This window comes from Caballeronia sp. LP006, from assembly GCF_031450995.1.
Classification (GTDB): Bacteria; Pseudomonadota; Gammaproteobacteria; order Burkholderiales; family Burkholderiaceae; genus Caballeronia.
The window spans coordinates 1,383,642-1,408,842 of the sequence record NZ_JARTVW010000004.1 but is presented as its reverse complement, the minus strand read 5'-3'; the positions used below and the strand labels follow the sequence as shown (position 1 = coordinate 1,408,842).

The 25,201-nt window shown below is 62.2% G+C and carries 26 protein-coding genes; 5 read left to right on the top strand and 21 right to left on the bottom strand.

The annotated features are described in order from the left end of the window. The first annotated feature begins 140 nt into the window (after positions 1–140). The gene (locus P9250_RS16545) at positions 141–395 is read left to right on the top strand and encodes a DUF378 domain-containing protein (RefSeq protein WP_310394117.1); all 255 of its coding nucleotides are present in this window, start codon (positions 141–143) and stop codon (positions 393–395) included. Positions 396–455: 60 nt separating this feature from the next. Here the strand turns inward: P9250_RS16545 and P9250_RS16540 are convergent, their stop codons facing one another. The 7 genes from P9250_RS16540 to P9250_RS16510 form a co-directional block, all read right to left on the bottom strand. Beyond that, positions 456–1,340, bottom strand: coding sequence for an ABC transporter permease (locus tag P9250_RS16540; RefSeq protein ID WP_250510376.1), 885 nt, complete (start codon positions 1,338–1,340; stop codon positions 456–458). Further along, the gene (locus tag P9250_RS16535) at positions 1,337–2,161 is read right to left on the bottom strand and encodes an ABC transporter ATP-binding protein (RefSeq protein WP_250526995.1); all 825 of its coding nucleotides are present in this window, start codon (positions 2,159–2,161) and stop codon (positions 1,337–1,339) included. Before P9250_RS16535 ends, P9250_RS16540 begins: the two co-directional genes overlap by 4 nt. Positions 2,162–2,264: 103 nt before the next feature. After that, entirely contained in the window at positions 2,265–3,284 is a 1,020-nt protein-coding gene (locus P9250_RS16530; protein WP_309959777.1) for an ABC transporter substrate-binding protein, read from the bottom strand. A gap of 26 nt (positions 3,285–3,310) precedes the next feature. Next, on the bottom strand, positions 3,311–4,168 hold the full coding sequence (locus P9250_RS16525) for a TauD/TfdA family dioxygenase (RefSeq protein ID WP_244829726.1): 858 nt from the start codon (positions 4,166–4,168) through the stop codon (positions 3,311–3,313). A 154-nt stretch (positions 4,169–4,322) separates the two neighbouring features. After that, positions 4,323–5,489 (bottom strand): DNA polymerase IV, encoded by a 1,167-nt coding sequence (dinB, locus tag P9250_RS16520; protein ID WP_250467507.1) that lies wholly within the window; start codon positions 5,487–5,489, stop codon positions 4,323–4,325. 174 nt (positions 5,490–5,663) lie between these two features. Next, positions 5,664–6,839: an ATP-binding protein gene (locus tag P9250_RS16515; protein ID WP_310394114.1), complete on the bottom strand. Its 1,176-nt coding sequence runs from the start codon at positions 6,837–6,839 to the stop codon at positions 5,664–5,666. Positions 6,840–6,981: 142 nt separating this feature from the next. Beyond that, entirely contained in the window at positions 6,982–7,347 is a 366-nt protein-coding gene (locus P9250_RS16510) for a hypothetical protein (RefSeq protein WP_250467509.1), read from the bottom strand. Between the two features lie 283 nt (positions 7,348–7,630). Between P9250_RS16510 and P9250_RS16505 the strand changes: the two genes are divergently transcribed. Beyond that, a complete protein-coding gene (locus P9250_RS16505; protein ID WP_244828762.1) occupies positions 7,631–7,816 on the top strand; it encodes a transcriptional regulator in 186 nt (61 codons plus the stop codon). A gap of 7 nt (positions 7,817–7,823) precedes the next feature. On the opposite strand, the gene P9250_RS16500 is transcribed toward P9250_RS16505, so the two are convergent. Further along, positions 7,824–8,507, bottom strand: a complete 684-nt coding sequence (locus P9250_RS16500; protein WP_244828763.1) for a response regulator transcription factor — start codon at positions 8,505–8,507, stop codon at positions 7,824–7,826. A 105-nt stretch (positions 8,508–8,612) separates the two neighbouring features. After that, the gene (locus P9250_RS16495) at positions 8,613–9,968 is read right to left on the bottom strand and encodes a HAMP domain-containing sensor histidine kinase (RefSeq protein WP_244828764.1); all 1,356 of its coding nucleotides are present in this window, start codon (positions 9,966–9,968) and stop codon (positions 8,613–8,615) included. A gap of 446 nt (positions 9,969–10,414) precedes the next feature. On the opposite strand from P9250_RS16495, the gene P9250_RS16490 reads away from it, so the two are divergent. Further along, on the top strand, positions 10,415–11,899 hold the full coding sequence (locus P9250_RS16490) for an MDR family MFS transporter (RefSeq protein WP_250493715.1): 1,485 nt from the start codon (positions 10,415–10,417) through the stop codon (positions 11,897–11,899). On the opposite strand, the gene P9250_RS16485 is transcribed toward P9250_RS16490, so the two are convergent. Then, a complete protein-coding gene (locus P9250_RS16485) occupies positions 11,880–12,086 on the bottom strand; it encodes a hypothetical protein (protein ID WP_244828766.1) in 207 nt (68 codons plus the stop codon). The genes P9250_RS16490 and P9250_RS16485 overlap by 20 nt on opposite strands. A 315-nt stretch (positions 12,087–12,401) precedes the next feature. Here P9250_RS16485 and P9250_RS16480 point away from each other — a divergent pair, with 315 nt between their 5' ends. Further along, positions 12,402–14,336, top strand: coding sequence for a PAS domain S-box protein (locus tag P9250_RS16480; RefSeq protein WP_250467513.1), 1,935 nt, complete (start codon positions 12,402–12,404; stop codon positions 14,334–14,336). 88 nt (positions 14,337–14,424) lie between these two features. Here P9250_RS16480 and P9250_RS16475 read toward each other — a convergent pair whose 3' ends face one another. Both P9250_RS16475 and P9250_RS16470 read right to left on the bottom strand, forming a co-directional pair. Next, positions 14,425–15,522, bottom strand: a complete 1,098-nt coding sequence (locus P9250_RS16475) for an FUSC family protein (protein ID WP_310394109.1) — start codon at positions 15,520–15,522, stop codon at positions 14,425–14,427. An 82-nt stretch (positions 15,523–15,604) separates the two neighbouring features. Next, positions 15,605–16,528 carry a LysR family transcriptional regulator gene (locus P9250_RS16470; RefSeq protein ID WP_244828769.1) on the bottom strand — a complete coding sequence of 308 codons (924 nt, stop codon included), beginning with the start codon at positions 16,526–16,528 and terminating at the stop codon, positions 15,605–15,607. A 116-nt stretch (positions 16,529–16,644) separates the two neighbouring features. Here P9250_RS16470 and P9250_RS16465 point away from each other — a divergent pair, with 116 nt between their 5' ends. Beyond that, the gene (locus tag P9250_RS16465; protein ID WP_244828770.1) at positions 16,645–17,079 is read left to right on the top strand and encodes a VOC family protein; all 435 of its coding nucleotides are present in this window, start codon (positions 16,645–16,647) and stop codon (positions 17,077–17,079) included. Positions 17,080–17,266: 187 nt separating this feature from the next. Here P9250_RS16465 and P9250_RS16460 read toward each other — a convergent pair whose 3' ends face one another. The 9 genes from P9250_RS16460 to phnG all read right to left on the bottom strand — a co-directional run bounded on the left by P9250_RS16460 (position 17,267) and on the right by phnG (position 25,070). Further along, on the bottom strand, positions 17,267–17,536 hold the full coding sequence (locus tag P9250_RS16460; RefSeq protein ID WP_244828771.1) for a hypothetical protein: 270 nt from the start codon (positions 17,534–17,536) through the stop codon (positions 17,267–17,269). Between the two features lie 269 nt (positions 17,537–17,805). Further along, positions 17,806–19,170 carry an MFS transporter gene (locus P9250_RS16455; RefSeq protein ID WP_244828773.1) on the bottom strand — a complete coding sequence of 455 codons (1,365 nt, stop codon included), beginning with the start codon at positions 19,168–19,170 and terminating at the stop codon, positions 17,806–17,808. A gap of 168 nt (positions 19,171–19,338) precedes the next feature. After that, the gene (locus P9250_RS16450) at positions 19,339–20,472 is read right to left on the bottom strand and encodes an alpha-D-ribose 1-methylphosphonate 5-triphosphate diphosphatase (protein WP_310394106.1); all 1,134 of its coding nucleotides are present in this window, start codon (positions 20,470–20,472) and stop codon (positions 19,339–19,341) included. Continuing rightward, complete coding sequence (phnL, locus tag P9250_RS16445; RefSeq protein WP_310394104.1) at positions 20,466–21,239, bottom strand: phosphonate C-P lyase system protein PhnL; 774 nt, start codon at positions 21,237–21,239, stop codon at positions 20,466–20,468. The genes P9250_RS16450 and phnL overlap by 7 nt, the downstream gene beginning before the upstream one ends. A gap of 10 nt (positions 21,240–21,249) precedes the next feature. Continuing rightward, positions 21,250–22,020: a phosphonate C-P lyase system protein PhnK gene (phnK, locus tag P9250_RS16440; protein ID WP_310394102.1), complete on the bottom strand. Its 771-nt coding sequence runs from the start codon at positions 22,018–22,020 to the stop codon at positions 21,250–21,252. After that, on the bottom strand, positions 22,017–22,883 hold the full coding sequence (locus tag P9250_RS16435) for an alpha-D-ribose 1-methylphosphonate 5-phosphate C-P-lyase PhnJ (protein ID WP_310394100.1): 867 nt from the start codon (positions 22,881–22,883) through the stop codon (positions 22,017–22,019). The genes phnK and P9250_RS16435 overlap by 4 nt, the downstream gene beginning before the upstream one ends. Further along, positions 22,880–23,971 (bottom strand): carbon-phosphorus lyase complex subunit PhnI, encoded by a 1,092-nt coding sequence (locus tag P9250_RS16430; RefSeq protein ID WP_310394097.1) that lies wholly within the window; start codon positions 23,969–23,971, stop codon positions 22,880–22,882. The genes P9250_RS16435 and P9250_RS16430 overlap by 4 nt, the downstream gene beginning before the upstream one ends. After that, positions 23,971–24,594 carry a phosphonate C-P lyase system protein PhnH gene (gene phnH / locus P9250_RS16425; RefSeq protein ID WP_310394095.1) on the bottom strand — a complete coding sequence of 208 codons (624 nt, stop codon included), beginning with the start codon at positions 24,592–24,594 and terminating at the stop codon, positions 23,971–23,973. Before phnH ends, P9250_RS16430 begins: the two co-directional genes overlap by 1 nt. Next, on the bottom strand, positions 24,591–25,070 hold the full coding sequence (gene phnG / locus P9250_RS16420) for a phosphonate C-P lyase system protein PhnG (protein ID WP_310394093.1): 480 nt from the start codon (positions 25,068–25,070) through the stop codon (positions 24,591–24,593). Before phnG ends, phnH begins: the two co-directional genes overlap by 4 nt. Positions 25,071–25,201 lie beyond the last annotated feature (131 nt).

Below are 25,201 nucleotides of genomic sequence, written 5' to 3'. Positions count from 1 at the left end.
TGGCAACGGCAGCAACCTCGAACTAAGCTGCATTAAGTAGTAACCGCCGGTTCTGCGGCTAATGCGGTGCGGAACCGGAACGAAAAGAGCCGCTCGATTGCGGCTCTTTTTTCCCTCGTAATTCATTAGGATCACCAAAAATGTCTACTGTTTCATCGAAAGGAACCGTTCGCGTTCACCGTAGCCCAATCGATTGGGTCGCTGGCGCGCTTGTCATCATCGGTGCGTTGAATTGGGGGCTGGTTGGACTGCTGCAGCTCGATCTCGTGGCGGCGATCTTCGGCGTGGCCTCGCCGCTATCGCGGATCGTCTATGTGCTGGTTGGCATCGCCGGAATTTATATCCTGGTGCGCGCCTTCATGCCGGCACGCGAGCATGGGTTGGCCAAGCTTTAAAGACAAATCGGCCCCGCTGGCTGCGCCATGCGGGGCCGACATTGAAATGCACGAGTCCGATTAATTCTGCACGCCCCAGCGGCGCACGGTGACACGCTCGACCGTATCGAACACGAGATGCTCGACAGCAAGACCGATCACGATCACCGCTGCAAGTCCCGCGAACACGCGATCCGTGTAAAGCTCGTTGCGATTCTGAAAGATGTACCAGCCAAGCCCGCCCTTTCCTGAACTCGCGCCGAAGACAAGCTCCGCTGCAATCAAGGTCCGCCACGCGAATGCCCAGCCCACTCGCAAGCCGGCAAGAATCGACGGCAACGCGGCAGGCACGAGAATCAGCACCACGTGACGCAAGCCCGTCAGCCCGTAATTGCGGCCTGTCATGCGCAAAGTCGAAGGCACCGCCTGAAAACCCGAATAGGTGTTGAGCGCAAGCGGCCACAAGACCGAATGCACCAGCACGAACAACAAGCTGCCCGTGCCAAGGCCGAACCACAACAACGCCAGCGGTAACAGCGCGATGGACGGCAACGGATTGAACATTGCCGTGAGCATCGACAAGATATCCCGGCCGATGCGCGTCGAGACCGCAAGCGACGTCAAGACGAACGCGAGCGCCGCGCCGAGCAAATAACCGCGCAACAGCACCGACATTGAAATGGCAACCTTGTCGATGAGCTCGCCCGAGATGATCCCCTGCACGAACGCAACGGCCGTTGCGCTGAACGTCGGCAGTAAAAGATCGTTATCGACGAAGCGCGCGGCGATTTCCCAAATGCCGATGAGCACCAGCGCAATCAGCGTCTTGCGCAGCCACGACGTGTCCGCGATCCGCCGCGCGAGCGGCAGTTTGACTTCGCTTTGATACTGAATGTCCGCGGGCGCGGCGGGCTCCACTTCATATTCCGGGCGTACCGGCGGTGCGGCGAGATGCGGCGTGCTCATTGCGCGGCCTCCTCTTCGAACAGCAAGCGATGAATGCGCGCGACGCTTTGCTGAAACTCCCCGCGACCCAGACTCTCCTGCGTATATTGATGGCTATTCAGTTCGGCGCGCACGCGTCCCGGATGCGGCGTCAGTAACAAGATGCGATTGCCGACGATCAACGCCTCTTCGATCGAATGCGTGACGAACATGAGTGTGAAGCGCTCATCGCTCCACAGGCGCAGCAACTCTTCCTGCATGCGGCGGCGCGTAAGTGCATCGAGTGCGGCGAAGGGCTCGTCCATCAGCAGAATGCGCGGCTGCATGGCAAGCGCGCGTGCAATCGCCACACGTTGCTTCATGCCGCCCGAGAGCGTATGGGGATAGGCATCCGCGAAACGCGACAAGCCCACCTTGTCGAGATAATGGAGCGCGCGTTCGCGTGCCTCGGCGCGACTGAGCTTGCGCGCGACGCGCAGCGGAAACGCGACGTTTTGCAGCACCGTCTTCCACGGCGGCAACTGATCGAATTCCTGGAACACGACGATACGATCCGCGCCCGGCCCCTTCACGCGCTCACCGGCAATTTCGATACTGCCCGACACCGGTTCGATAAAGCCCGCGACGGCCTTCAGCAAGGTGGATTTGCCGCAGCCCGAAGGGCCGAGCAGCACGAAGCGGTCGGCGCCGTAGACGTCGAAGCTGACATCGTGCGTGGCCCGCACGAGCCTTTCGGGCGTGCGGTATTCGAGAGAAACGTTTCTGGCCGACAGCAGCTTGTCGCTCGTCCCGGCTTCGGGCTGGGGTTCGCGCGGATAAATGGCTTGGGGATTCGCCGCCATGATCTTATGCCTGAATGCAATCCTCAAGCATAGTCATGGCGGCACGTTCGCCTAACCAATCTTTGCGAATATGGAAAGCAGTCAGCGCGATATCAACTCAATATCAACTGCCGCCGCGCGTCACGGGATCGTCGAAAAAGTAGTCTTTCCACGATTTGGGATCGTTCTTGATCGCGCCCACGCGATGCATGAACTGCGCAAGCGGAAAGGTGTTCTGCGGCTGGACCTTGAACTGCACCGCAGGGTCCTTGATGACCTTGAGGAGCAGATCACGGTCGAGCTTCGCGTTGTTCACGCGCAAATAGATGTCGGCCGCCTTCTCGGGATTAGCGGTGACGAAGCGCGCCGCATCGTTGAGGCCATCGACGAAAGCGCGATACGTCTTCGGGTTCTCATTGCGGAACTTCTCCGTTGCATAGAGCACGGTGGCCGAACTCGGCCCACCCAGCACGTCATACGAGTTGAGCACGATATGCGCTTTCGGATTGCCCGCGAGTTCCTGCTGCTGGAACGGCGGATTGCCAAAGTGCGCGTTGATTTCCGTGCCGCCCGCGATGATGGCCGCCGCCGCGTCCGGATGCGGCACCGCTTGCGTGAGCTTGTCGAGGCGATCGTACTGCTTGTCGCCCCATTGCTTGGCCGACGCGAATTGCAGAATGCGCGACTGCACCGAGACGCCCACGGCCGGCACCGCTATTCGATCTTTATCGCTGAAATCGGCGATGGTCTTCACGCGCGGATCGTTCGATACGAGGTAATACGGCAGATTGCCAAGCGACGCCACGCCCTTCACGTTCTGCTTGCCGTGCGTGCGATCCCAGATCGTGAGCAACGGACCGACGCCTGCCGCCGCGATATCCACGGAGCCGGACAACAACGCGTCGTTGATGCTCGCGCCACCCGAGAGCTTGGCCCAATCGACCTTGATATCGACGCCTTGCTTCTTGCCTTCCTGCTCGATGAACTTCTGATCGCGCGCCACGTTGAGCAGCAGATAAACCACGCCGAATTGCTCGGCCACGCGCAACGTGCCTTCCGCCTGCGCGGTCGCCGAACAGCCCAACGAGACGACGAGCGCGGCGGCGAGCGCGCGCAACGAACGCTTCCCGAAACGAGAATGCATGTGAGAAAACCCCGTGAAATAAGCGCTCAGAACGGCGCGTCGCCTTCAATGGTCGTGCGATACAGCTTGCGGCGTTCGTCGTCGGGCGTGCCGGCGGCCAAGTGCATGACCGAGCGGTTGTCCCAGAACACCATGTCGTGATTGCGCCACTCGTGGCGGTAAAGAAACTCCGGCTTCACGCTATGCGCGAAGATTTCGTCGAGGAGCGCGCGGCTCTCGTCTTCCGGCATGTCGATGATGCGCGTGGTGAAGTGCTCGCTCACGAAAAGCGCGCGACGCCCGTTCTCCGGATGCGTCCGCACAATGGGATGCACCACCGGTTTGACCTGCGCGATTTGCTCGGGCGTCAGGTTCGGGCGCCACGGACTGCGTTTCTGCAACTCGGCGTATTTGGCAAGATAGGTATGCTCCGCGCGGCGTCCTTCGACTGCGCGACGCAGATGCTCGGGCAACGTATCCCACGCAAGATGCTGATTCGAAAACAGCGTATCGCCGCCAACTTTCGGCAACTCCTGCGCATGCAGCAGTGAGCCGAGACTCGGCGTTTCCTTGTACGAGAGGTCCGAGTGCCAGAAGTGCCCGGCATCGCCGAGACCGATCGGCTTGCCGTTTTCGAGCACGTTGGAAACGATCAGCACTTCCGGATGCCCGGCGAGCGCGAACTGCTTGAGCACGTGAATTTGCAGCGGCCCGAAGCGCTTGCTGAACGTGACCTGCTGTTCCGGCGTGATGCGCTGGTCGCGAAACACGAGCACGTGATGATCGAGATGCGCGCGATGAATGCGCGCGAAATCGGCTTGCGAGAGCGGCTTGCTCAGATCGAGCCCGATGACCTCGGCGCCGAGCGGCGCGTCGAAGGCGCGAATTTGAATGGATTCGTCGATGGATCGATCGGCGGCTTGGGGCGAACTTTCGAGGGTCGGTGCGAGGGTCGTCACGATGTTCTTGAACGGCGCAAAGACAGCCAATCTACTTCGTCGCAGCCGTGCCGCCAACGAACGATCCGCGATTTGCTTATTCCCTTTGGCGCTTAACGCCTCAGTCGAACGGCAGTTCCACTTGAATCGGTTCGATGAAGCCGCCGTCCTCCCCGCGCACGCTCAACGCGCTCACGCGCACGCCGAGCAACCGCAGCCGTCGATCCAGCGTAATGCGCTTCACGCATTCGGTAGCGGCGCGGCGAATCTCGACGGGGTCGTCGGTGGAAACGGGAATGGTCAGATCACGCGTGAGCGTGCGGAAGTCGTCGAAACGCAGCTTGATGCCGACCGTGCGGCCTACGTAACCTTTGCGCTGTAGGTCGTCGGCGACTTTCTTGCACAGCCCCGTGAACGCCTCGGAGAGCTTCGCGCGGTCGTTCTTCGGATGCAGATCGCGCTCGAACGTGGTCTCACGGCTCATCGACTTCGGCTGCGAACTCACGACCACGGGCCGATCGTCCTGTCCCTGCGCGATACGCGCGAGCCATGCGGCGTAAGTGCCGCCAAAATGCGTCTGCAGAAATCCCAGGTCGGCGGCGGCAATGTCACCCACCGTCTCGATACCGAGCGCCGCCAGCCTTTCGCTCGCCTTGGGCCCGATGCCATTCACCTTGCGCGCCGCGAGCGGCCAGATGCGTGTGGGGAGATCGTCCATCGTCAGGATGGTCAGGCCGTCGGGCTTGTCGAGCTCCGAGCCGATCTTCGCCAGCAGCTTGTTCGGCGCGATGCAGATCGAGCACGTAAGCCCGGTGGCTTCGTGCACCGCGTCCTTCATGCGCCGGCCGATGCTCGCGGAATCGCCCGTCATGTCCGTCACGTCGATATAAATCTCGTCGATGCCGCGATTCTCTATCTGCGACGTGAACGCCGCGACGGCTGTCTTGAAGAGCCGCGAGTAATGGCGATACGACTCGAAATCCGTGGGCAGAAGAATGGCGTCGGGCGCGAGTTGCGCGGCCTTCATCATGCCCATGGCCGAGAACACGCCGAACTTGCGCGCTTCGTAAGTGGAGGTGGTGACGACACCGCGCCCCGCGTAATCACGCAGTTTTCTGAAACGGCGCGTGCCGTCGGCCAGCGTCTCGGGAATGGCATTGCGTCCGCCGCCGACCACCACCGGCTGACCGCGCAGTTCGGGATAGCGCAGCAATTCGACGGAGGCGAAGAACGCATCCATGTCCAGATGCGCGATACGGCGAGGCGTGGGCGTGGCGGGCGTGTCCATTGCCTAGAACGGACGCGTGCCGACAAGGCCGGAAGACGACGACGTGCGAAGGACGTGGCTGAACATGCGCAGGCGCGAAGAACGCAGGAAATGCGCATACTGTACATTCATACAGTGATTCGCGCTAGTCTGCCTTATGTCCCTAGCGGCGCTCGGCGCAAATCCGCAGCCCGGTCAGCCAAGAATGCTTAAATTGCGAATCAGGTAGTCATTGAACATCGGCACGGTGAACGCGATATCACCATGGGACGGACTGTAGATCATGCCTTTGTTGATGATCTGCGCGCGGCGAGGACCGAGACTCTGCGGGGTTTCGCCGAGCGCGTCCGCAACGTCGGACGAACGATAAGGGCCACTGCCTAATTTCGCCATGGCAATGACGTATTCGCGTTCCTTGGGCGCCAGGCGATCGAAGCGAACTTTGAAGAACCCTTCGTCCAGACGCTTGAGCGTTGTCGACTCGGCGCGCCTTGCGTCGCTTACGGTAATCGTGTCGCCGACGGCGAGGTTCCAGGACTGATGGCCCCACTCCTGCAGAAAGTAGGGATAGCCTCTCGTCTTGAGGAAAATCTCTTTCAGAGCAGCATCGTCGATAACGGCGCCTTCGTCGTTCACTGGTTGACGGATCGCTGCCTTGGCATCGTCCTCAGGCAGAGCACCGACCTCCGGGTAGTGAAATAGCCGCTCCGCATACGATTTGGCTTGTCCCGACAGGGCCGCAACCTGTGGCAAGCCGGCGCCGAAAAACAGCACGGGCAAGCGCGCCTGGTTGATCTTGTGCAATGACACGATGAGAGCGGCTAGGTCTTTTTCGCTTAGGTACTGGACTTCATCGATCAGGAGCGTCCAGGCTTTACCGGCAGCTTTAGCGGCCTCGCCGATACGCACGAACAGTTCTGGAAGATCATTCTCGAGGTCGCCGCTGTCCGCGACTCCTACTTCGGGATCCACCGCGATCGAGACATCGCCATATTCCAACTTGAATGCGGAGGCAAACGACCTCAACGCTCGCAGCGCGTCGTAAGTCTTCGCCTTGGCATTGGCGGCGACGGACAGTTTTCGAAGCACTTGATGCATGCGTGGCAGCAGTTGCTCACCCAACGATTTGTTCTCGGGCGCCTCGATCATGGAAGTGACGTGGCCACGCTGATTAGCGAGCGCTTCGACTGCGTTGAGCAGCACGGTCTTGCCTACGCCGCGTAAGCCCAGAAACATTTGCGAACGGCTGGGCTTACAGAGCACCGCGCGTTCAATGGCGATACGTGCGTCCTCGATGATTGCTTCACGCCCAGCGAGTTCGGGCGGCTGGCTACCGGCGCCGGGCGCAAATGGGTTCCGAACCGGATCCATGACTATGACTCTATAACAATATATAGCGAAGTATATCTTGACTACCTTATACTTTCCTATATTTGGCTAGATAGAGCACGTGGCGCTAGCGGCCTGCGGTTGGCGGCGCGACCGCCCTCACGACTCGCCTACGCAAATCGGTCTACTCCGGAACCCGCTTCTCCGCCAACGCCCGGCGGCAATCCTCCAGAATGGGTCGCACCACGCCCGAATTGAAGTTGAGGTCTTCGCTGTCCAAAATCTCTTCGACCGCTTCCCGCGCCCAGTCGGATTCGAGGATGGCGCAATGTCGCGCCGCAAGATCGCGTGCAATGGCAGAGAGTTTGGCGATAGCAAGCCAGTCGGCTTCGCGCTGATGCCGGTCGAGCCACTTGCGCGCGGCTTCGACATGGAATGACGGCGCGGGCCAGTCGCCGTTGAGATAGTACGCACCGAGGCTGCCGCACGTCAGCCAGCAAAGCAGTTCGACACGGTCGCGGGCACTGAGAGTACGAGGCACTTCGTTCATGGCGGCGTTCACGAGAGACGTTCGACGGAAAGGGCAAACGCGCTGCTGTACATCCATCCTTGTGTGAAACCTGTGTGAAAGAAGATACCACGCGATGGTGCGACGCGGCAGCCCATTCGCGTGCGCTGGCGTACATGTTTCGCAGGCTCAACTCTGTGCTGGCGACTGCATGTGCGAGCCATCATTCAACGCTAATTCGCGCGCCTTATTCTGGTTTCCATCGACGAGCCATACTGAATACCGAACGCAGGCCGTCGCCAACCGTCCGCCTAAGGAGCGCATCATGTTCGAACGTCTTTCCAGATTCTTTTCCGCCACCGACGACCATTCGCACGACGACTACTTTGCCTCGTCGGGCGATCACGCCGAACTCGAGCGCCGCATGCGTCAGGTCGAGGAAAGCGACCACGCGTACAGCATGACCTTCTGCGGATCGATCCCGCGTCGCCCCGACGACCCTTACGCGTGACACGCCCTCACTTCGCTTCGTCGCGTCCCGCCTGTCCCAGCATCACGGTCCAGCCGAGGCCGCGCACGTTGCGGATCACCGCTGCGCCGAACTTTTTGCGCACCGAATGGATGATCACGTCGACAGCGTTGCTTTCGACTTCCTTGCCCCAGCCGTAAAGCCGGTCTTCGAGTTGATCGCGCGAAAAGATGGTGCCGGGCCGCTCCATGAGTGCGTGCATCAGCGCGAATTCCTTCGCCGATAGCACGCCGGATGTCTCGCCGCACGTAAGCGTGCGCTGGTCGAGGTTGAGATTGATCGATTCGTCGCCGAGACGCGAGGTGGCATAACCCGCCTTTCTGCGCAGCACCGCGCGGATGCGGGCCAGCAGTTCGGGCGTGTCGAAGGGCTTGAGGAGGTAGTCGTCCGCGCCGAGGTCGAGCCCTTGCACGCGCGTGTCGAGGTCGTCGCGAGCCGTGAGGATCAGCACCGGCGTCGCGTTGCCCGCCGTGCGCGCACCACGCAACACTTCGAGGCCGGACATGCCGGGCAAGCCGAGATCGAGCAGTACTACCGTGTATTCAGCGGCGTCCATGGCCTCGCGGCCCGCCTGGCCGTCGCGCACCCAGTCCACGGCGTAATCGACGTCCTTGAGGGCGCGCATCAGGCTGGTGCCGATCTGTACGTCGTCTTCGATCAGTAGGATTCGCATGTTGGGTCCGCACACCGCATTGACGCGACCAAGCTGACGCGGTCATCACCCGCGCGCAGCACGCGATCCCATTGTAATAGGCACAAAACAGCGCGGCCATTCCTTTTAAGCGGTGGCTGTCGCGGCGTTTGCCTCGGTAGCCACGCCGCTTTCCTCGACCGGAAAGCCAATCGAAGCGACGATGCCCGACCGCCCGTCATCGCGATTCCGAAGTGACACATCGCCACCGTAGCGCTGCGCGATCGCCTTCACGATAGACAAGCCGAGCCCGCTACCCTCGATATCAGGGTTAGCCCTGAAGAAGCGGTCGAATACGCGCGGCAACAGTGTTTCCGCGATCCCCGGCCCCGTATCGACGACATCGACCCATACCATGTCGCGCTCGCGCCGCATACGCAAGTCGATGGTGCCGCCATCCGGCGTATAGCGCACCGCGTTCGAAACGAGATTCTTCACCGCCATGCCGATATCCGTTTCCACCGCGCGCACGTGGGCCTCGACCATCTCTTCGGCGCCGATATCGAGGCCGCGTTGCAGCGCAATCGGCAGGACATCGGCCACGGCGCTCGTTACGACCGTGGCGATATTCACCCGCGTGAGCGGCGTCGCGCCCATCGGGGCATCGGCGCGCGCCATGCGCAGAAGCTGCGTGATGAGGCTGCCCGCGCGTCCAATGCCGCGTCGCAACTCGCGAAAACGCTCCTGATTGCCCGGCGCGATGTGCGGCGCGAGATTATCGGCCTGCAATTGCAGGGCCGTGAGCGGCGTGCGCAGTTCATGCGCGGCATCGGCGATGAACTTGCGTTCCGACTCGATGGATTGCGCGAGGCGCTCGATCATCGTGTTGATCGAATGGATGAAGGGCGCGATTTCGGCGGGCACGCCGGAGGTGGGCAACGGTTCGAGATTGGCGGTATCGATGCCCTGCACTTTCGCGCCAAGGCGTTTGAGCCTGCGCAGCGAGCGGCTCACTACGAGCGCGACCGCGATCCACACGAGCGGCAACAGCACGACGATGGGCCAGAGCGTCTGCGTCGCGGCTTCCCGCGTGAGTTCGCGGCGCACGGCGTTGCGCTGCGCCACTTGAATGGTCATGGTCGGGTCCTGACGCGTGAAGACGCGCCACGATTCGTCGTTGACCTGATAGCTGCCGAAGCCCGCGGTTGCATCGCGCGGAAAGCGCAGAGAAGGATCGGTCGTGCGAAACGGCGTGGCTTCGTCCGGCTTCCACACGACGACCACGACATCGCGATCGTCCTGCGTGCCGCGCGCGGGATTCTGCGGAATGCCTTCGGCGAAACCGTCGCGCATGCGGGTCGCCACTTGTTCGAGGCGCATGTCGAGCAGTGCGTCCATGCCGGTCCGGCAAAGATGATACGAGCTGATGCCCTGCAGCAAGCCCACCGCGCTGACGAGCAGCCCGAGCGCGACGACCAGTTGATTTCTCAGCGATTTGATCATGTGAAGACGCATCGAGATGAAAAGACGCGGACCGGCTGGCGTCTCGATTCTACTAGCGGCTTTCGGCGGCTTCGGACTTTTCGATCTTTCGGCGCGGGGTTCTGGCATCGACGTGCTAAAAAAGAAGCGCCGGTCCGGGTCGGAGCCGACGCTCGAAGCTGAGGAGAACGAGGATGTGAACCCACCTTCTGTCCACGAACCCAGCGTATACCCCGATAGTTAGAGAAAAATGAGGACGAAGAGTCGGGCGAAGCGAGCAGGCTTTTTCAGCAGGCGCTACCATTGCAGTCGACCGCTTCATCATCGAGTTCATAGGCGATGCCGCCCCGCCGCACAACGGCTGATGCAGCTTCGCCTTGGCCGTATCGCCTTCTTCGTGTAAGCCCGCCTGTTGCCGCGCGCCGTATCCGCCTCGCGTGGCGGCGCCATTCCTTTCATGGAAACGCATGCCACAAGCCAGACAAACCGTTCGTCCGCTCGTCATTGCCGCCGTGATGGCGTCGATGGCAATGGTCGCGATCGAGGCCACCATCGTCTCCACCGCGATGCCGCAAATCGCCACGCAACTCGGCGGTCTCGATCTCTACAGCTGGGTTTTCTCGTCGTTTCTGCTCACGCAGACCGCGCTCACCGTGGTGTTCGGCAAGCTCGCCGACCTTTATGGACGCAAGCCCGCGGTGCTCGTGGGCATCGCCATCTTTTTGATCGGCTCGGTGCTCGCGGGCTTTGCCTGGTCGATGCCCGCAATGATCGTGTTCCGCTTGCTGCAAGGCGTGGGCGCGGGCGCCATTTTGCCGGTGGTGCTGACTATCGTCGGCGACCTTTACCCGGCGCATGAACGCGGCAAGGTGCAGGGCTATTTGGCAAGCGTGTGGGCGGTATCGGCCGTGCTCGGACCCATGGTCGGTGGTCTGCTCATCCGGCAGTTCTCGTGGGCGTGGATCTTCTGGATCAACGTGCCGATCGGCTTTCTCGCCGCGCTGCTGTTCGTCATGTTCCTGCACGAAGAGAAACGCCACGGCCGCCCGTCGATCGACTTCGCTGGCGCGTTCTTTTTCACCGCCGCCGTCGCCGCGCTGATGATGGCTCTGACCGATGCCGGCCACGCCAGCAACACGCGGGTAGCCGTGGAAGTGGCGGTGCTGATTGCGAGCGCGTGCCTCTTCGTTTGGCAGGAACGCCGCGCCGCCGACCCGATGATCAACTTCGGCCTCTGGGCACATCGCCCGATTGCAGCGGGCAACGCGGCGACCCTGCTCGCCGGCATGGCGATGATGGGCCTTACCACTTTCCTGCCGATGTACGTGCAGGGCGTGATGCATCGCTCACCGGTCGAAGCCGGCTTCACGCTCACCATGATGATGGTCGGCTGGCCAAGCGGCGCCACGTTCACCTCGCGGACGTTCGCGCGCATCGGCCTGAGGCGGCTTTTGATCGGCGGCGCGTTCTTCATTCCGCTTGGCTCGCTGCCGTTCGTGTTCCTCAACCCGGACATGAGTCCGGTGTGGGCGGGAATCGGCTCGGCGGTCGTCGGCTTCGGCATGGGCGTGACGAGCGTCTCGTGCCTCATCCTGATTCAGGAGATCGTGAAGCCGCACGAACGCGGCAGCGCGACGGCATCCAATCTCTTTGCGCGCAATCTCGGCAACACGCTCGGCGCGGCGGTGTTCGGCGCGGTGCAGAACTACGGTCTAACGCATGTGACCGGCATGCCCGCCGTCCACGCGGATCAGTTGAAGCGTTTGTTGACGAGCGTGCCGGGCGACTTCGCAAGCAATAACGAGATCCGCCTTGCACTGCACCATGCGCTGCATTTGACTTTCACCGCGATGTTCTTCGTCGCGCTCGGCGCGGTCGTCTCCATGCTCTTCATGCCCGCCGTGAAGATCAGCCCACGGCGCGAGACCGTGCTCAGTCCTGTGCACGAGTGAGCGGACTGTCCTCCTTGTCCTTGGGCGATGTACCCGCGCTATTGCCGTTGTCCGCGGGTGCGTCGTCCGATGCGATCATCTGCACGGTAACGCATTGCCGCGAAGCCGTGCCGAATCCCCTGGCGAGCGCATAAGAAGCGGCAAGCGACGCCGCGATGAGAAAGATGATGCCGAGTTTGCGAGTCATGTGAATGCTCCATGAAGGGTTACCGAAATCACTTCACGGGCCTTCTCTCACTGCCTGACGGTCGCGCGGCCTCCTGAAATGTGCCTGCAGTCTAAGCGCGCACGCCCGTGCTGAAATCCCCTCTAAAGCGCGGATAATATTGGGTGGACGAAATCCCGACAAGAAGCGGAAGCAGCACACGAAGGGTTAAACTGCTGGCGCGCACGCGGCGTTTTCATGTGTCGAAAACACCGCTGCATGACGAACGCGGATTTTCGAACACATCGCGGTCGTTGCGTTTGCAACTTCTCAACCTGAGCGCCGCCCATCAGAACCATGACTACCTTGCGCACTGCCAGGCCAGCGGAACCGGCGTCCGACAAGCCGAATGACTCGACTATCGAAGACGAGCGCTATCACACGCTTGTCGATGCCATCGAAGATTGCGCGATCTTCATGCTCGACCTTAATGGCTGCATTACCACCTGGAACACGGGCGCGCGCAAAATCAAGGGCTACGAGGCGCACGAGATCATCGGTCAGCATCTGTCGCGTTTCTATACGGCGGATTCCGTGGCACGGGGCTGGCCCGAATACGAGCTGAAGGAGGCGTATGCCACCGGCCGTTTCGAGGACGAAGGCTGGCGTGTTCGCAAGGACGGCACGCGTTTCTGGGCCAATGTCGTCATCACGGCGGCGCGCGACACGCGTGGCGAGATCATCGGCTATGCAAAGTACACACGCGATCTCACCGCGAAGCGCGCGGAGGAAACCAAGCTGCGGCTTTCCGAAGAACGCTTCCGCCTGCTCGTCGAAAGCGTGAGCGACTACGCCATTTGCATGTTGAGCCCGGAAGGCGAGATCGAAAGCTGGAACATGGGCGCGGTGCGTATCAAGGGATATCTGCCGGCGGAGATTCTCGGCAAGCACTTCTCCCTCTTCTATTCGCCCGAGGACATCGCCGCGAACGTGCCCGCGTTGCAATTGCAGACCACCATTCGCATGGGGCGCATCGAGACCGAGGGCTGGCGCGTGCGCAAGGACGGGTCGCTTTTCTGGGCGAACGTGGTGATCACGGCGGTGTATGACGAGCACCGGACGCTGCGTGGCTTCTCCCAGGTCACGCGCGACATGAGCGAACGAAAGCGACTGGAGCAACTCGAAGTATCGTCGCGACGCATCAGCGAGTTTCTCGCCACGCTCGCGCACGAGTTGCGCAATCCGCTCGCGCCCGTGCGCAATGCCGTCGGCGTCATGCAGATGGAAGCGGATATCTCGCCGAGACTCGCTTCGTGCCGCGACATCATCGATAGACAGACTTCGCATCTCGGCCGACTGGTCGACGATCTGCTGGACATGGGCCGTATCACCACCGGCAAGATCGAACTGCGCATGGCGCGCGTGGGCGTGACCGAGATCGTCGAACGCAGCATGGAACTCGTGCGCCCTTTCACCGACGACCGCGCGCAGAGCATCACCACCGAATTGCCGCACGAGCCTATCGTCGTCTTGGGCGATGGCACGCGGCTCGTTCAGGTCGTGCAGAATCTGCTCAACAACGCATCGAAGTTTTCGCCGCACGGCAGCAGCATCCACATCTGCGTGGAACGCGAGCGCAACGCCTTGCTGCTGAAAGTGTCCGACCGCGGCCGTGGCATTTCGCAGAAGGGTTTGACGGCTATCTTCGATCTCTTCGTACAGGAAGATCATTACCTGAACCCAGGCGAAGCCGGGCTCGGCATTGGTCTCACGTTGTGCCGTTCCATCGTCGAAATGCACGGCGGCACCATCTCCGCCGCGAGCGATGGCACCGGTCGCGGCAGCACGTTCACCGTGCGATTGCCCTACGCGCCCGCCGACGATGTGCCCATTGCCGGTTTGCTGGCAGCGCCGGCCGCATCGGGGACATTGCGTATCGTCGTGATCGATGACAACGTCGATTCCGCCGACAGCCTCGCCATGCTGCTGCAGATGAAGGGGCACGAGGTGCGCATTGCTTATCACGGCACGGAAGGTATCGACGTCATCCGGCATTTTCCGCCCGCGCTGATCCTGCTCGATCTGGCTTTGCCGGATATCGACGGCTTCGCGGTGCTGCGCTCGCTACGCTCGCAACGGCTCGTCGGACGCGCGATGATCGTCGCGATGACGGGCTTCGGTCAGGAAGGCGACAAGGAACGTTCGGCGCAGGCGGGCTTCGACGGGCATCTGGTGAAGCCCGTGGACCTGCAATTGCTCGACGAGGTGGTGGCGAAGGCGAGTAAGCGCTGACGGGTTCATGCTTTGCCGTGCTTTGCCGCTTTGCCGTGCGAGGCCCGTGCCATGCCGCTTCGTCGCTGCGTTCTGCCACCGCGCGTGGTTAGCCGACCTCGCGCAACGGGAAGATCAACTTCGCCGCAATGAGCCCGAGAGCGCCGCCCAGAAACGTCTCCCACGCGCGCGCGGCGAGCAGCGGTATCGAGTGAATGCCGCTCGCGGCCATCGTCACGGTGAGCGTAAAGGCGAAAGCGCCGCACGCAATGTCATAGCGCTCGGGCAGCGCCATGGCGTAGACGATCATCGCGAGGGCAGCCATCGCCCAGATGAAGAGCGGCGCGTGTTCCGCAAGCGGCAGACAAATGAGGCCGACAGGCACGCCCACGAGCGTGCCGTAGATGCGCCGCCGCACGCGCTGTGCCGTGCCGACAGCCGAAGTCGCGACCACGTAGACGCAGGCCGTGATCGCCCACGCCGATTCCGCCATACCGAACGCCGCGTTCAACAACGCCACGACGAGCGCGCCGCTCGCCGCCTGCAGACCCATGGCAAGCGCGGGAGAAACCTGCCGCCGCCAGTAAGCCGGCTCGGACGCGAGCGCGGGCAACACCACCGGATGCTCCGCCGGCCCGCTCAGCACACGCGGCACGATTGCCGCGATCATGCCGATGACGAGCGCGAGCGTAATCGCCCATGAATCGCCCGGTGTCAGGTTCATCGAGTAAGCGACCAGTTGACCGATGTAGAACTGTGAGCCGACGCCCGCGCCGAGCAGGCCGAAACGCTTGAGATAGCCCGCGAGGAACGCGCCCGTGACGAGCACGAGCTCCGCGCCGCCGCGCCCCATTTCGTGCAGCCACGGCCCGAAGAGCGCGAAGCTGAGTGCGCCAAGCGCGGCCGCGATGCACAACACGGCGAGATCGCGGCTCGAATCGGCGCGCGCGCTGCGCGCTTCTGACACGCTTGCCCAAAGCGCGAAGGCGGCGGCCAGCATGCCAACGGAGACGCTGGCAGGCACGTCGCGCGTCACGTCGTGCAAGCCGCCGAGCGCGGCCGCGAGCCCATACGCGGTCACGAGCCGCAATCCCTTGATACGCCGATGCGTGCCCGGGTCCACGCGATCCAGCCAGGCAAGCCCCGCGCGCAAGAAGCCGAGCGGCGGTGCGGCGTCAGTGGTGTCAGTGTGTTGCTCGTCGCTCATGGACATCCGCCACGAAAGGACAAAGGAAAAGCGTGCGCGGACAACGAAGGAGACGACTCGAGGGCCGCGCCTGCAACGCATTCTAGGCGCTGTTTTTTACACGCGCGCGCTTGCGCGCCGGAAGCGGCGTTTCCGGCTTGCGACTGGCCGCATCGGCGATGCAATCCGCGAGTTGTGCCGCCGCGTCTTGCCGTCCCTTGCGCGAACGCTCGACCAGCCCGATCTCGCGATGGAACGTGTCGTCGCCCAGACCGAGCGCGACGACGCCGGCAGGCCACGGGCCGATGCCATCGGATACGGGCAAGAGCGCAACGCCCAAGCCGCGCGCGACCATTTGCGCGATGCCTTGCAACTCGTCCACTTCGATGGCGTCGCGCACCGCTATGCGTTGCTTGCGCAAGAACGTTTCCACTTGCCGTCCGCCGAACGAACGCCGGTCGTAGCGGATGAACGGCGCCGTCTCGATTACTTCGCGCCAGGCGGCGCGCTTCATGGCGGCGGGCGCAAGCAACACGAACGGTTCGGCGACGAGCGTGCGCCAGCGCAATTCGGAAGGTATCGCGAACGGCGGACGAATGATGACGGCCATGTCCGTTTCGCCTGCATCGACCTGTGCGAGCAGCGACAGCGACACGCCCGGCACGAGCCGGATGCGCCACGCGGGCAGCACGCGTCTGAACGCGCCGATGGCATCGGGCAACAGCGCCGCATGCGCCGATGCAATCGCGCCGACCGACAACGCGCCGCCACGCCCGTCGACGCCCTCGGGTTCGGCGAGGCGCGTATAGAGCGCCATGAGTTCATCCGCGAGTTCCAGCGTGCGGCGGCCCGCCTTGTTGAGTGTGGCGGAGCGTCCGGTGCGGTCGAACAAGGCGAAGCCCAAATGCGCTTCGAGACGCTGCATCTGCGCGCTCACCGCCGACTGCGTGAGCCCGATGTGCGCGCCCGCGCCGGCAAAGGTGCCGTGGCGCGCGACCGCAATGAAAGTAGTGAGTTCGCGCAGCATATTCATTCATCGATAAATTTGGGGCTGACTCCCGCAATATATCGTTTTTCAGCACTTTTATTTGTGAATAGAATCTGGGTCAAACGCTGTCGAACCCCACAAAAAGGAGTTGCACCATGAGCACGACTCAGGCCGCCATGCCGCCTTTCCATCTTGCTTTCCCCGTTCACAGCCTTGCGTCCGCGCGCGAGTTTTATGGTGATCTACTCGGTTGCCCCGAAGGCCGCAGTTCACCGGACTGGGTCGATTTCGACTTTTACGGACATCAGATCGTCGCGCATTTGGCGCCCGAGGAAGTGGGGCATCGCACGACGAGCGCTGTAGATGGCGATGCCGTGCCGGTGCGTCACTTCGGCGTCGTGCTGTCGATCCCGCAGTGGGAAGCGTTGGCCGAGAAGCTGCGTGCGGCGAACACGCGTTTTATCATCGAACCGCATGTCCGTTTCAAGGGCGAAGTGGGCGAGCAGGCGACCATGTTTTTCCTCGACCCGTCGGGCAATGCGGTCGAGATCAAGGCGTTTGCCAATATGGCGTCGTTGTTTGCTAAGTAAGATACGGCTTTGATTTGCGTGAGCTGAAGCGCGCAACATGATGGCCAGTTTTGCATTGTCATAGCGCGTTCATACGCGCTCTTCTCGATGGCGCATTCCTCTTCGAATTGAATCACCATGTAAAACGGGACGCCCTTGAGCGTCCCGTTCATGTTTCCAGCGGCTGTTCCGCCGATTATTTCAAACCTCAGTTACCCGAGCCGCTCGCGCTGACCGGTGCGCCTGCGGTGCCGGGCGTGGCCGTGCCGCCAGGCGTGGTCGACGGACCGGGCTTCATCGACGACTGGCTGCTGTGCGTGGCCTTCGAATGAGTCTTGTGCGCGTGCGTCGTAGTCGTTTGGGCGTTGTCGCCTGCTTGCAGGCCCGTATTCGAGCTGGGAGGATTGTCCTGTGCGAATGCGGATGCGCAAACCAGGGCGAGTGCGCCAGCGGCGCATGAAATGGCGATACGCTTCATATCGAAAAACTCCTTTTTGCGGTTGCAAGATGCGATGTCGTGCGGCTTGTGGTGCCTCCTTGCTGCTGCGGTGTTGACACGCAGCGGCAAGTCGCATGTTCTTCATCAGCACACGACATGCCACGGTCTGACGATTGGCAAACAGGAGTGCGATGAGTGAAAGACTGGTGGCCATGGCCTCTCGGCAAAGCCCCACATCCAAAACAATTCGCCCCGCGCGACCAACGTCCACGCAGGGCGATTCGACATCATCCAGACACAACCCATCCTCAATGCCCGACCGGCTCCGTAGCCTTCAAATCGCTCGGCAACGCGGCCTGCGGATGCGCGGCCTGCTTGATCAGCAACGCCACCGCCGAGATCAATCCCGCGACGCCGATCACCGCGAAGATGCCGCCGAAGCTGAAGTGCAATCGCGTCAGTTCAGCCACGAGAAACGACCCCGCGATACCGCCGAAGCGCCCGATGCCCAGCATCCACGCCACGCCGGTGCCGCGTCCCTGAGTCGGATAAAACGATGCCGCGAGCGCGGGCATCGACGATTGCGCCGTGTTCATCAACACGCCAGCAAGAAACACGATCAGCACGAGCAGTCCCACGTTGCCCACCGCCTGCCCGATGAAGTACACGCTCACCGCGGTCAACGCATAGCACGCGGCAATGATGCGGTTCGGGTTAAAGCGGTCCATCAACACGCCGCACAAGACAGCGCCCACACCGCCGAGCGGGAACAAAGCGGAGATCAGCGTCGCGCGTTGCGGACTCAGGCCAGATTCCTTGAGGAGAATCGGCATCCAGTTGATCGATGCATAGAAGATCACGAGGCCCATGAAGTATGCGAGCCACAACATGATCGAACCGACGATATACGAGCGCGACAACACCACGCTCACGCCGCCCTGCCCCTGCACCGCGGGCGCCGTCTCCGTCATGAAGAACGATCCTGCGTTGGCCGCCGCCGATGAAATGCGTGCAAGCGTCGCACGAATCTTCTCGGCCGGCTTGTTCTTCGCGACCATGTAGCGCACCGATTCCGGCAGGCTGATGAAGAGCAGCACGACGAGCACGAGCGGCGCCACGCCACCGAGCAGCAGCACGCTGCGCCAGCCGAAATGCGGAATCATCCATGCCGCGAGAAAGCCGCCGAATGCCGCGCCCAGCGGAAAGCCGCAGAACATCAGGTTGATGAGCGTCGCGCGGCGCTTGTCCGGGCAGAACTCGCTCATCATGGTGACGGCATTGGGCATGGCGGCGCCGAGGCCGAGGCCCGTAACGAAGCGCAACGCCGTGAGTTGCGTGAGGCTTGCCGAATACGCCGATGCAAAGCACGCCACGCCGAACAGCAGTACCGAGGACAACAGCATCAGCCGTCGTCCGAGCCGGTCCGACAACGGCCCGGAAAGCAGCGCGCCCGCCGCGAGCCCGAACAACGCAGCGCTCAGAACAGGCGCGAGCGCGGGCCGGCTGATCTGCCATTCGGATACGAGCGATGGCGCGATGAATCCGATGGCCGCCGTATCGAAACCATCCAGCAGCACGATGACGAAGCACATCACGAAGATCAGCCACTGGAAGGGCGAAAACGGGTGCTCGTTGATGAACGTCTGCACGTTCACAGCAGGACTTCGGCTCACTTCATTCCCTCGTCGATGATTGGCAATCGTCGTTCGACTATTGTTCGTCAGGCGAACAGCGATTCACATAGCGAACTAATTCATGCGCGAGAGTACTGAAGTCTGCATGCCTTCGCAACGCGGGCTTACCCGTGTATGTCGGTTGCCTTGCGCGGGGCTGTCGGCGTTTTAAGAAACGCGCTGCCCGTTGCGATAAGTCTCGCGCGGCACAGGCAGACCGTCCGCCAGCGCGACGCGCACGAAGTCGGCGCGCAAGCCCGTCACGATGGCCCCACGGTCGGCGAGTCCGGCCGCGTGCGCGGGTGCCCAAGAAACCGTGGCCACCGCGCGCGGCAAGGTCCATCCCGCCTTCTCGACGAGATCGAACACCGCGATGAGCAGGCTCGAAGGCACGTAATCGGACGAGAGGATGTCGAGCAACCCTTCGCGAGCGAGTTCGAGCGCCGACACGTTGCCCGAGTGCGAGCCGCCACGCACGACGTTCGGCGCGCCCATGATCGTGGCGATGCCATGTTCGCGCGCGGCACGGGCTGCATCGCGCGTGGTCGGGAATTCCGCGAGCGCAATGCCGTCGCGCGCGGCTTCTTCCACATGCTCGATGAGCGTGTCGTCGTGGCTTGCAAGCGAGATGCCCAAGCGCTGACAACGCGCGACGATGTCCGCACGATGCGCCGCCGCGTAACGCGCCTGATGCTCGGCCAGTTGCGCGAGCACGTCATTCGCGTGTTCGTCGCTCCACTTGCCGTGACGTTCCTGATACTTGCGCCACTTTTCATGGTCCTGCCACTGGCGCTGACCCGGCGTATGGTCCATCACCGATGCGAGCCTGAAGAGCGGATGCGCGCTCAGTGAATCGAATACCTCGACCACGTCCGTCGTGCCGACTTCGCAACGCAAGTGCAGGAAGTGATCGGCGCGCAAGAGTCCGCGTTCGACGAACTTGCCGATGGAATGCGCGCAACGCACTTGAAGTTCGCGGCCACGCACGCCGTCTTCGGGACGCGAGCCCACACCGAGCGCATCGAACACGGTCGTGATGCCGGCCGAAGCCACTTGCGCGTCATGCACGATGATCGCCGCTTCGTGATTCCACAGCACGCCGGGACGCGGCGCGAGATGCTTTTCAATGTTGTCCGTATGCAGTTCGACGAAGCCCGGCAGCAGATAGTCGCCGTCCCAGTTCAACGCATCGCGCGTCGCCGTATTTCCCGGCGATACATCCGCGATACAGCCCTCCTCGATGCGCACCGTGCCCGTGAATTCCTCGTTGCGCGTGACGATGCGCGCATTCGTAATCAGCATGTCTGCAATGCTCCGTCTTCGGATGAGTGGACCACTACCGGTGTTGCAAGGCGCACGATGCGGGTTGCCACGCGCTCACGCGTATCTTCGTCGTGAAAGATACCGACGATGGCCGCGCCCCGCTCGCGCGCTTCGACGATGAGATCGGCTACGACGTCCCGGTTCTGTGCATCGAGCGACGCCGTGGGCTCATCGAGCAATAAGACAGGATGCGCCGCGATCAGCCCGCGCGCAATGTTCACACGCTGTTGCTCGCCGCCGGAAAACGTCGCGGGCGCGAGCGACCATAAGCGTCGCGGTACGTTCAGCCTTGCGAGCAGGACGCTCGCGCGCTCACGTGCTTCGTCTTCATCGACACCGCGCGAGACCAGCGGTTCCGCGACGAGATCGAGCGAAGAGACACGCGGGATGGCGCGGAGAAACTGGCTCACGTAACCGAGCGTGCTTTTGCGCAAGCGGATGATGTCGTGCGGCTCGGCTTCGGTCAGCACGAGATGTCGCGAAGCGCGGCTGTCGTCGCGAATGGCGATACTGCCGCGCGTCGCGAGATAATTGCCGTACATGCAACGCAGAAACGTACTTTTGCCGGCGCCTGAAGCGCCCGCGAGCACCACGCATTCGCCGCGTTCCACATCGAGCGATACACCCGCGAGCGCCACGATGCGCACACCGCCCTGCTGATGCAGCGTAAAGGTCTTTTCTATGTCGCGTGCGCGCAGCATTAGCTCCGTGCGCGTGGCGAACGCTTCTTCGTCTGTCGTAGTCATCTGTTGCACCTCAAACCGGCAGCACGGACGCCACCAGCGTCTGCGTATAAGGATGTTGCGGATCATCCAATACCTGATCCGTGAGACCGCTCTCCACCACGCGCCCGTCCTTCATCACCATCAACCGATGCGCGAGCAAGCGTGCCACGCCGATATCGTGCGTGACGATTACAGCGGCGAGATGCAGCTGGTTCGTCAAGGTACGCAGCAAGTCGAGCAGACGCGCCTGCACGGATACGTCGAGACCGGCGGTCGGTTCGTCCATGAAGACAAGTCGCGGCCCGGTCACGAGATTGCGCGCGATCTGCAAGCGCTGCTGCATCCCGCCCGAAAAAGCCGAAGGCAATTCGTCGATGCGCGCCGCATCGAGCTCGACACGGCCCATCCAGTCCGAAGCCGTCTCGCGCAAACGGCCATAGTGGCGCGCGCCGATGGCCATCAACGGCTCGCCGATGTTCGCGCCCGCCGACACGTTGCGCCGCAATCCATCGCGTGCATTCTGATGCACGAAGCCCCATTCCGTGCGTGACAAAAGTCGCTTGCGTGGCTCGCTGAGCGTGAGCAGATCCAGCGTTTCGCCTTCACGCGTGGTGTAGTCGAGCGCACCTTCATCGATGCTGCTTCTGAGCGCAAGCGCGTTCAATAGAGTCGACTTGCCCGAACCCGACTCGCCCACGATGCACAACACCTCGCCCGGATAGACCGCGAGGTCCACATCGACGCAACCGCCGCGTCCATCGTAGCGTTTGGTGAGTCCGCGCGCATTCAAGAGCGTCTTCATTGCGCCGCCTCCTTTGCCTCTTGCTCGTCGCAGCGGCTGTGACAATAGTCGCTATCGGAGCATACGAACATGCGCGCGCCTTCGTCGTCGACGATCATTTCATCGAGAAAGCTCTCACGCGACCCGCACAGCGCGCACGCATGGTCCCACTTCTGCACGCTGAATGGATGATCTTCGAAATCCAAACTCTTCACCTTCGTATAAGGCGGAATGGCGTAGATGCGCCGCTCGCGTCCCGCGCCGAAGAGTTGCAGCGCCGCGTTCATGTGCATCTTCGGATTGTCGAACTTCGGAATAGGCGAAGGCGCCGCGAGGTAGCGATCGTTCACCAGCACTGGATAATCGTAGGTCGTCGCAATGCTGCCGTGCTGCACGATATCCTCGTAATATTTCACGTTGATGAGACCGTAGTCCGCGAGCGCATGCAGTTTCCTGCACTCCGTCACGCGCGGCTCCAGCCTGTAGAGCGGTTCGGGCATCGGCACCTGGTACACGAGAATCTGCGCTTCCGTGAGCGGCGTTTCAGGAATGCGGTGACGTGTTTGCACGATAGTGGCGTCCGCGGTGCGCGTGGTCGTTGCCACGCCCGCCGTGCGCGCGAAGAAGCGGCGAATGTTGACCGCGTTGGTGGTTTCGTCGGAGCCCTGATCGATCACCTTGAGCGTATCGTCCGCGCCGATGATCGCCGACGTCACCTGCAAACCGCCCGTGCCCCAGCCATACGGCAGCGGCATTTCACGCGAGGCGAACGGCACCTGATGCCCCGGCACCGCAACGGCCTTGAGCAAGGCGCGACGAATCATGCGCTTGGTCTGCTCGTCCAGATAAGCGAAGTTATAGCCTTCGGTCAGCGCGTTATTCATGCCATCTTCTCCTTGCCGTGCGATGCACGAAGTCGCCGCAGCAATTCCAATTCCGACTGAAAGTCCACGTAATGCGGCAGCTTCAAGTGCTGCACGAAGCCCGATGCCTCGACGTTGTCGCTATGCGAGAGCACGAACTCGACATCCTGCGTGGGTGAGCCGATGCTCTCGCCCAACTCTTCCGCTCGCAAGGCACGATCGACGAGCGCCATGGCCATGGCCTTGCGCTCCGAATGCCCGAACGCGAGACCATAGCCTTGCGTGAACTTCGGCGGCACTTCGCCGCTGCCCGCGAACTGGTTGATCATCTGGCATTCGGAGATGTCGATATCGCCGATCTCCACGGCAAAACCGAGCTCATCGATATGCATTTCCACGGCCACTTCACCGTGACGAATCTCGCCTGCGAATGGATGGCTGTGCGCGTAGCCGCGCTGCGTGGCGTATCCCATTGCCAGCAGAAAGCCTTCGTCGCCGCGTGCAAGGTTTTGCAGACGCGTTGCACGATCAGCGGGAAACGCAAGCGGTTCGCGCGAGAGGTCGCCCGGCTCCGGTGAATCTTCCTGCGCGCGTTCCTGCTCGATCAGCCCTTCCTTGTTGAGCATCGACAACACGCGCGGCATATCGTTCGTGGCTTCGGCGTGGTCGCTGGAAGTCGTTGCATCGCTAATCACTTCCCCTTCGGCCAGCAAGCTGAAGTCGATCAGACGCTGGGTGTAATCGTAGGTGCCGCCCAGCATCTGCCCGCCCGGAATATCCTTGAACGCAGCGGAGATGCGCCGTTCCACGCACATCGCTGCCGTGTCTACGGGCAAGGTGTAGCCGAAGCGCGGCAACGTCGTGCGATACGCACGCAGCAGAAAAATCGCCTCGACCAGATCGCCTGCCGCCTGTTTGATGGCGAGCGCCGCGAGTTCTTCGTCGTAGACCGAGCCTTCGGTCATCACGCGCGCCACCGCGAGACGCAACTGCTCGCGAATCTGCGCGACGCTCAGCTCGGGCACCTGCAAGTCGCCGCGCCGATGCTTGGCGAGCACATCCCATGAACGTTCGATGGCTCTTTCGCCACCCTTCACCGCGACGTACATCAGTTCATCTCCACTTGCGTCGTGCGCGGCAAGCCGACGAGCGCGCCGCCCGCCACGAAATAACAATCCATGCCGCACGGAAACTGCGCGGTTAGCGCCGCGCGCTGTTGCCAGAAATCGCGCGTGAGTCCCGCAATGGCGACACTGCGCTTGTCTTCGATCCCCGGACCGCGCCACACGAGCGGCTCGCCTTCGGTCAACGAAGGCACGCGTATGAAAAGCGTCGCCGCATCTTCCGGCGTTTCCGGTTCGCCCGACGAGAAGGCATCGAGCGCGGGCAACGCGGCTGCATCGCCGAGATAGGCGAACGCGGCTTCGCTGTGATTCGGCGTGAGCGGCGCGCTTGCATGAAAGCGCAAGGCATCGCCGAATGCGGCGTTCCCGCCTTCGATGAATACAGGCGTCGAATAATCGGCGAGCGCCAGCAGCGAGGCGAAAGCTGCAAGCGGCACGCGGTGTGCAAGCGCATCGCGCATGGCGTGATTGTTCGGCAACGCGGCATCGATCGCGACGATGCTGCCCGGACGCGACAACGCTTCCAGCAAAGCGCGAAAGACGCGTTGGGCATCGTGCACCGGGTCGTTGAAGCCGGGCACGAGAGCGGCCATGTCTATCTGCATCATTCCCCTCTCACCATCGTAAAGAATTCGACCTTGGTCGTAGCCGCTTCCGCTTCCTTGCGGCGCCGTTCGTCGGCGAGACGCGCGGCCAACGGTGCGATCACTTCCGTCTGCAAGCGCTGCGCATGCGCGGGCGTCTGCAGCAGCGCGTCGATCAGCGCTGCAAGCTTCGCGCGCTCCTTATCGCGGCCCATATGCACCGCGACACCGACCGGCGCGCTGCCGTCTTCCATATGCAAACGCAGCGTGGCGCGCGTGACGGTAGTCTCGCCGAGATTGAAGGCATCTCCCGAGCCGCCGATGCGCGCCCGCACCATTGCCAGGCCGATATCCGGCGCGCGCAACCAGTCGAAGCGCGGCACACTCATGCCTTCGAGCGCGGCCTGCAAACTCTCGCGCGACGTGCGCGCCAGCACCGCCATCCATTCGCGGCGGTCGAACGAACGAGCCTCGTCGCGCGGCTCCTCTCTCTGACTCATGGCTTTCCCTGATGATTTGTACGTTGCGGGCACCTTAAGCTACGCGGCTTTCGTCTGGTCGTCTAGACGTCTGGATAAGTGGGCTTTCATATTTCCATCACCATTTGCGCACTACAATGCCCAACAGCGAT

Bases quoted from the DNA above. Each gene is read 5' to 3' on its own strand.
- P9250_RS16545 (WP_310394117.1), top strand. From the start codon at position 141: ATGTCTACTGTTTCATCGAAAGGAACCGTTCGCGTTCACCGTAGCCCA.
- P9250_RS16540 (WP_250510376.1), bottom strand. From the start codon at position 1,340: ATGAGCACGCCGCATCTCGCCGCACCGCCGGTACGCCCGGAATATGAA.
- P9250_RS16535 (WP_250526995.1), bottom strand. From the start codon at position 2,161: ATGGCGGCGAATCCCCAAGCCATTTATCCGCGCGAACCCCAGCCCGAA.
- P9250_RS16530 (WP_309959777.1), bottom strand. From the start codon at position 3,284: ATGCATTCTCGTTTCGGGAAGCGTTCGTTGCGCGCGCTCGCCGCCGCG.
- dinB (WP_250467507.1), bottom strand. From the start codon at position 5,489: ATGGACACGCCCGCCACGCCCACGCCTCGCCGTATCGCGCATCTGGAC.
- P9250_RS16515 (WP_310394114.1), bottom strand. From the start codon at position 6,839: ATGGATCCGGTTCGGAACCCATTTGCGCCCGGCGCCGGTAGCCAGCCG.
- P9250_RS16510 (WP_250467509.1), bottom strand. From the start codon at position 7,347: ATGAACGAAGTGCCTCGTACTCTCAGTGCCCGCGACCGTGTCGAACTG.
- P9250_RS16505 (WP_244828762.1), top strand. From the start codon at position 7,631: ATGTTCGAACGTCTTTCCAGATTCTTTTCCGCCACCGACGACCATTCG.
- P9250_RS16500 (WP_244828763.1), bottom strand. From the start codon at position 8,507: ATGCGAATCCTACTGATCGAAGACGACGTACAGATCGGCACCAGCCTG.
- P9250_RS16495 (WP_244828764.1), bottom strand. From the start codon at position 9,968: ATGATCAAATCGCTGAGAAATCAACTGGTCGTCGCGCTCGGGCTGCTC.
- P9250_RS16490 (WP_250493715.1), top strand. From the start codon at position 10,415: ATGCCACAAGCCAGACAAACCGTTCGTCCGCTCGTCATTGCCGCCGTG.
- P9250_RS16485 (WP_244828766.1), bottom strand. From the start codon at position 12,086: ATGACTCGCAAACTCGGCATCATCTTTCTCATCGCGGCGTCGCTTGCC.
- P9250_RS16480 (WP_250467513.1), top strand. From the start codon at position 12,402: ATGACTACCTTGCGCACTGCCAGGCCAGCGGAACCGGCGTCCGACAAG.
- P9250_RS16475 (WP_310394109.1), bottom strand. From the start codon at position 15,522: ATGAGCGACGAGCAACACACTGACACCACTGACGCCGCACCGCCGCTC.
- P9250_RS16470 (WP_244828769.1), bottom strand. From the start codon at position 16,528: ATGCTGCGCGAACTCACTACTTTCATTGCGGTCGCGCGCCACGGCACC.
- P9250_RS16465 (WP_244828770.1), top strand. From the start codon at position 16,645: ATGAGCACGACTCAGGCCGCCATGCCGCCTTTCCATCTTGCTTTCCCC.
- P9250_RS16460 (WP_244828771.1), bottom strand. From the start codon at position 17,536: ATGAAGCGTATCGCCATTTCATGCGCCGCTGGCGCACTCGCCCTGGTT.
- P9250_RS16450 (WP_310394106.1), bottom strand. From the start codon at position 20,472: ATGCTGATTACGAATGCGCGCATCGTCACGCGCAACGAGGAATTCACG.
- phnL (WP_310394104.1), bottom strand. From the start codon at position 21,239: ATGACTACGACAGACGAAGAAGCGTTCGCCACGCGCACGGAGCTAATG.
- phnK (WP_310394102.1), bottom strand. From the start codon at position 22,020: ATGAAGACGCTCTTGAATGCGCGCGGACTCACCAAACGCTACGATGGA.
- P9250_RS16435 (WP_310394100.1), bottom strand. From the start codon at position 22,883: ATGAATAACGCGCTGACCGAAGGCTATAACTTCGCTTATCTGGACGAG.
- P9250_RS16430 (WP_310394097.1), bottom strand. From the start codon at position 23,971: ATGTACGTCGCGGTGAAGGGTGGCGAAAGAGCCATCGAACGTTCATGG.
- phnH (WP_310394095.1), bottom strand. From the start codon at position 24,594: ATGATGCAGATAGACATGGCCGCTCTCGTGCCCGGCTTCAACGACCCG.
- phnG (WP_310394093.1), bottom strand. From the start codon at position 25,070: ATGAGTCAGAGAGAGGAGCCGCGCGACGAGGCTCGTTCGTTCGACCGC.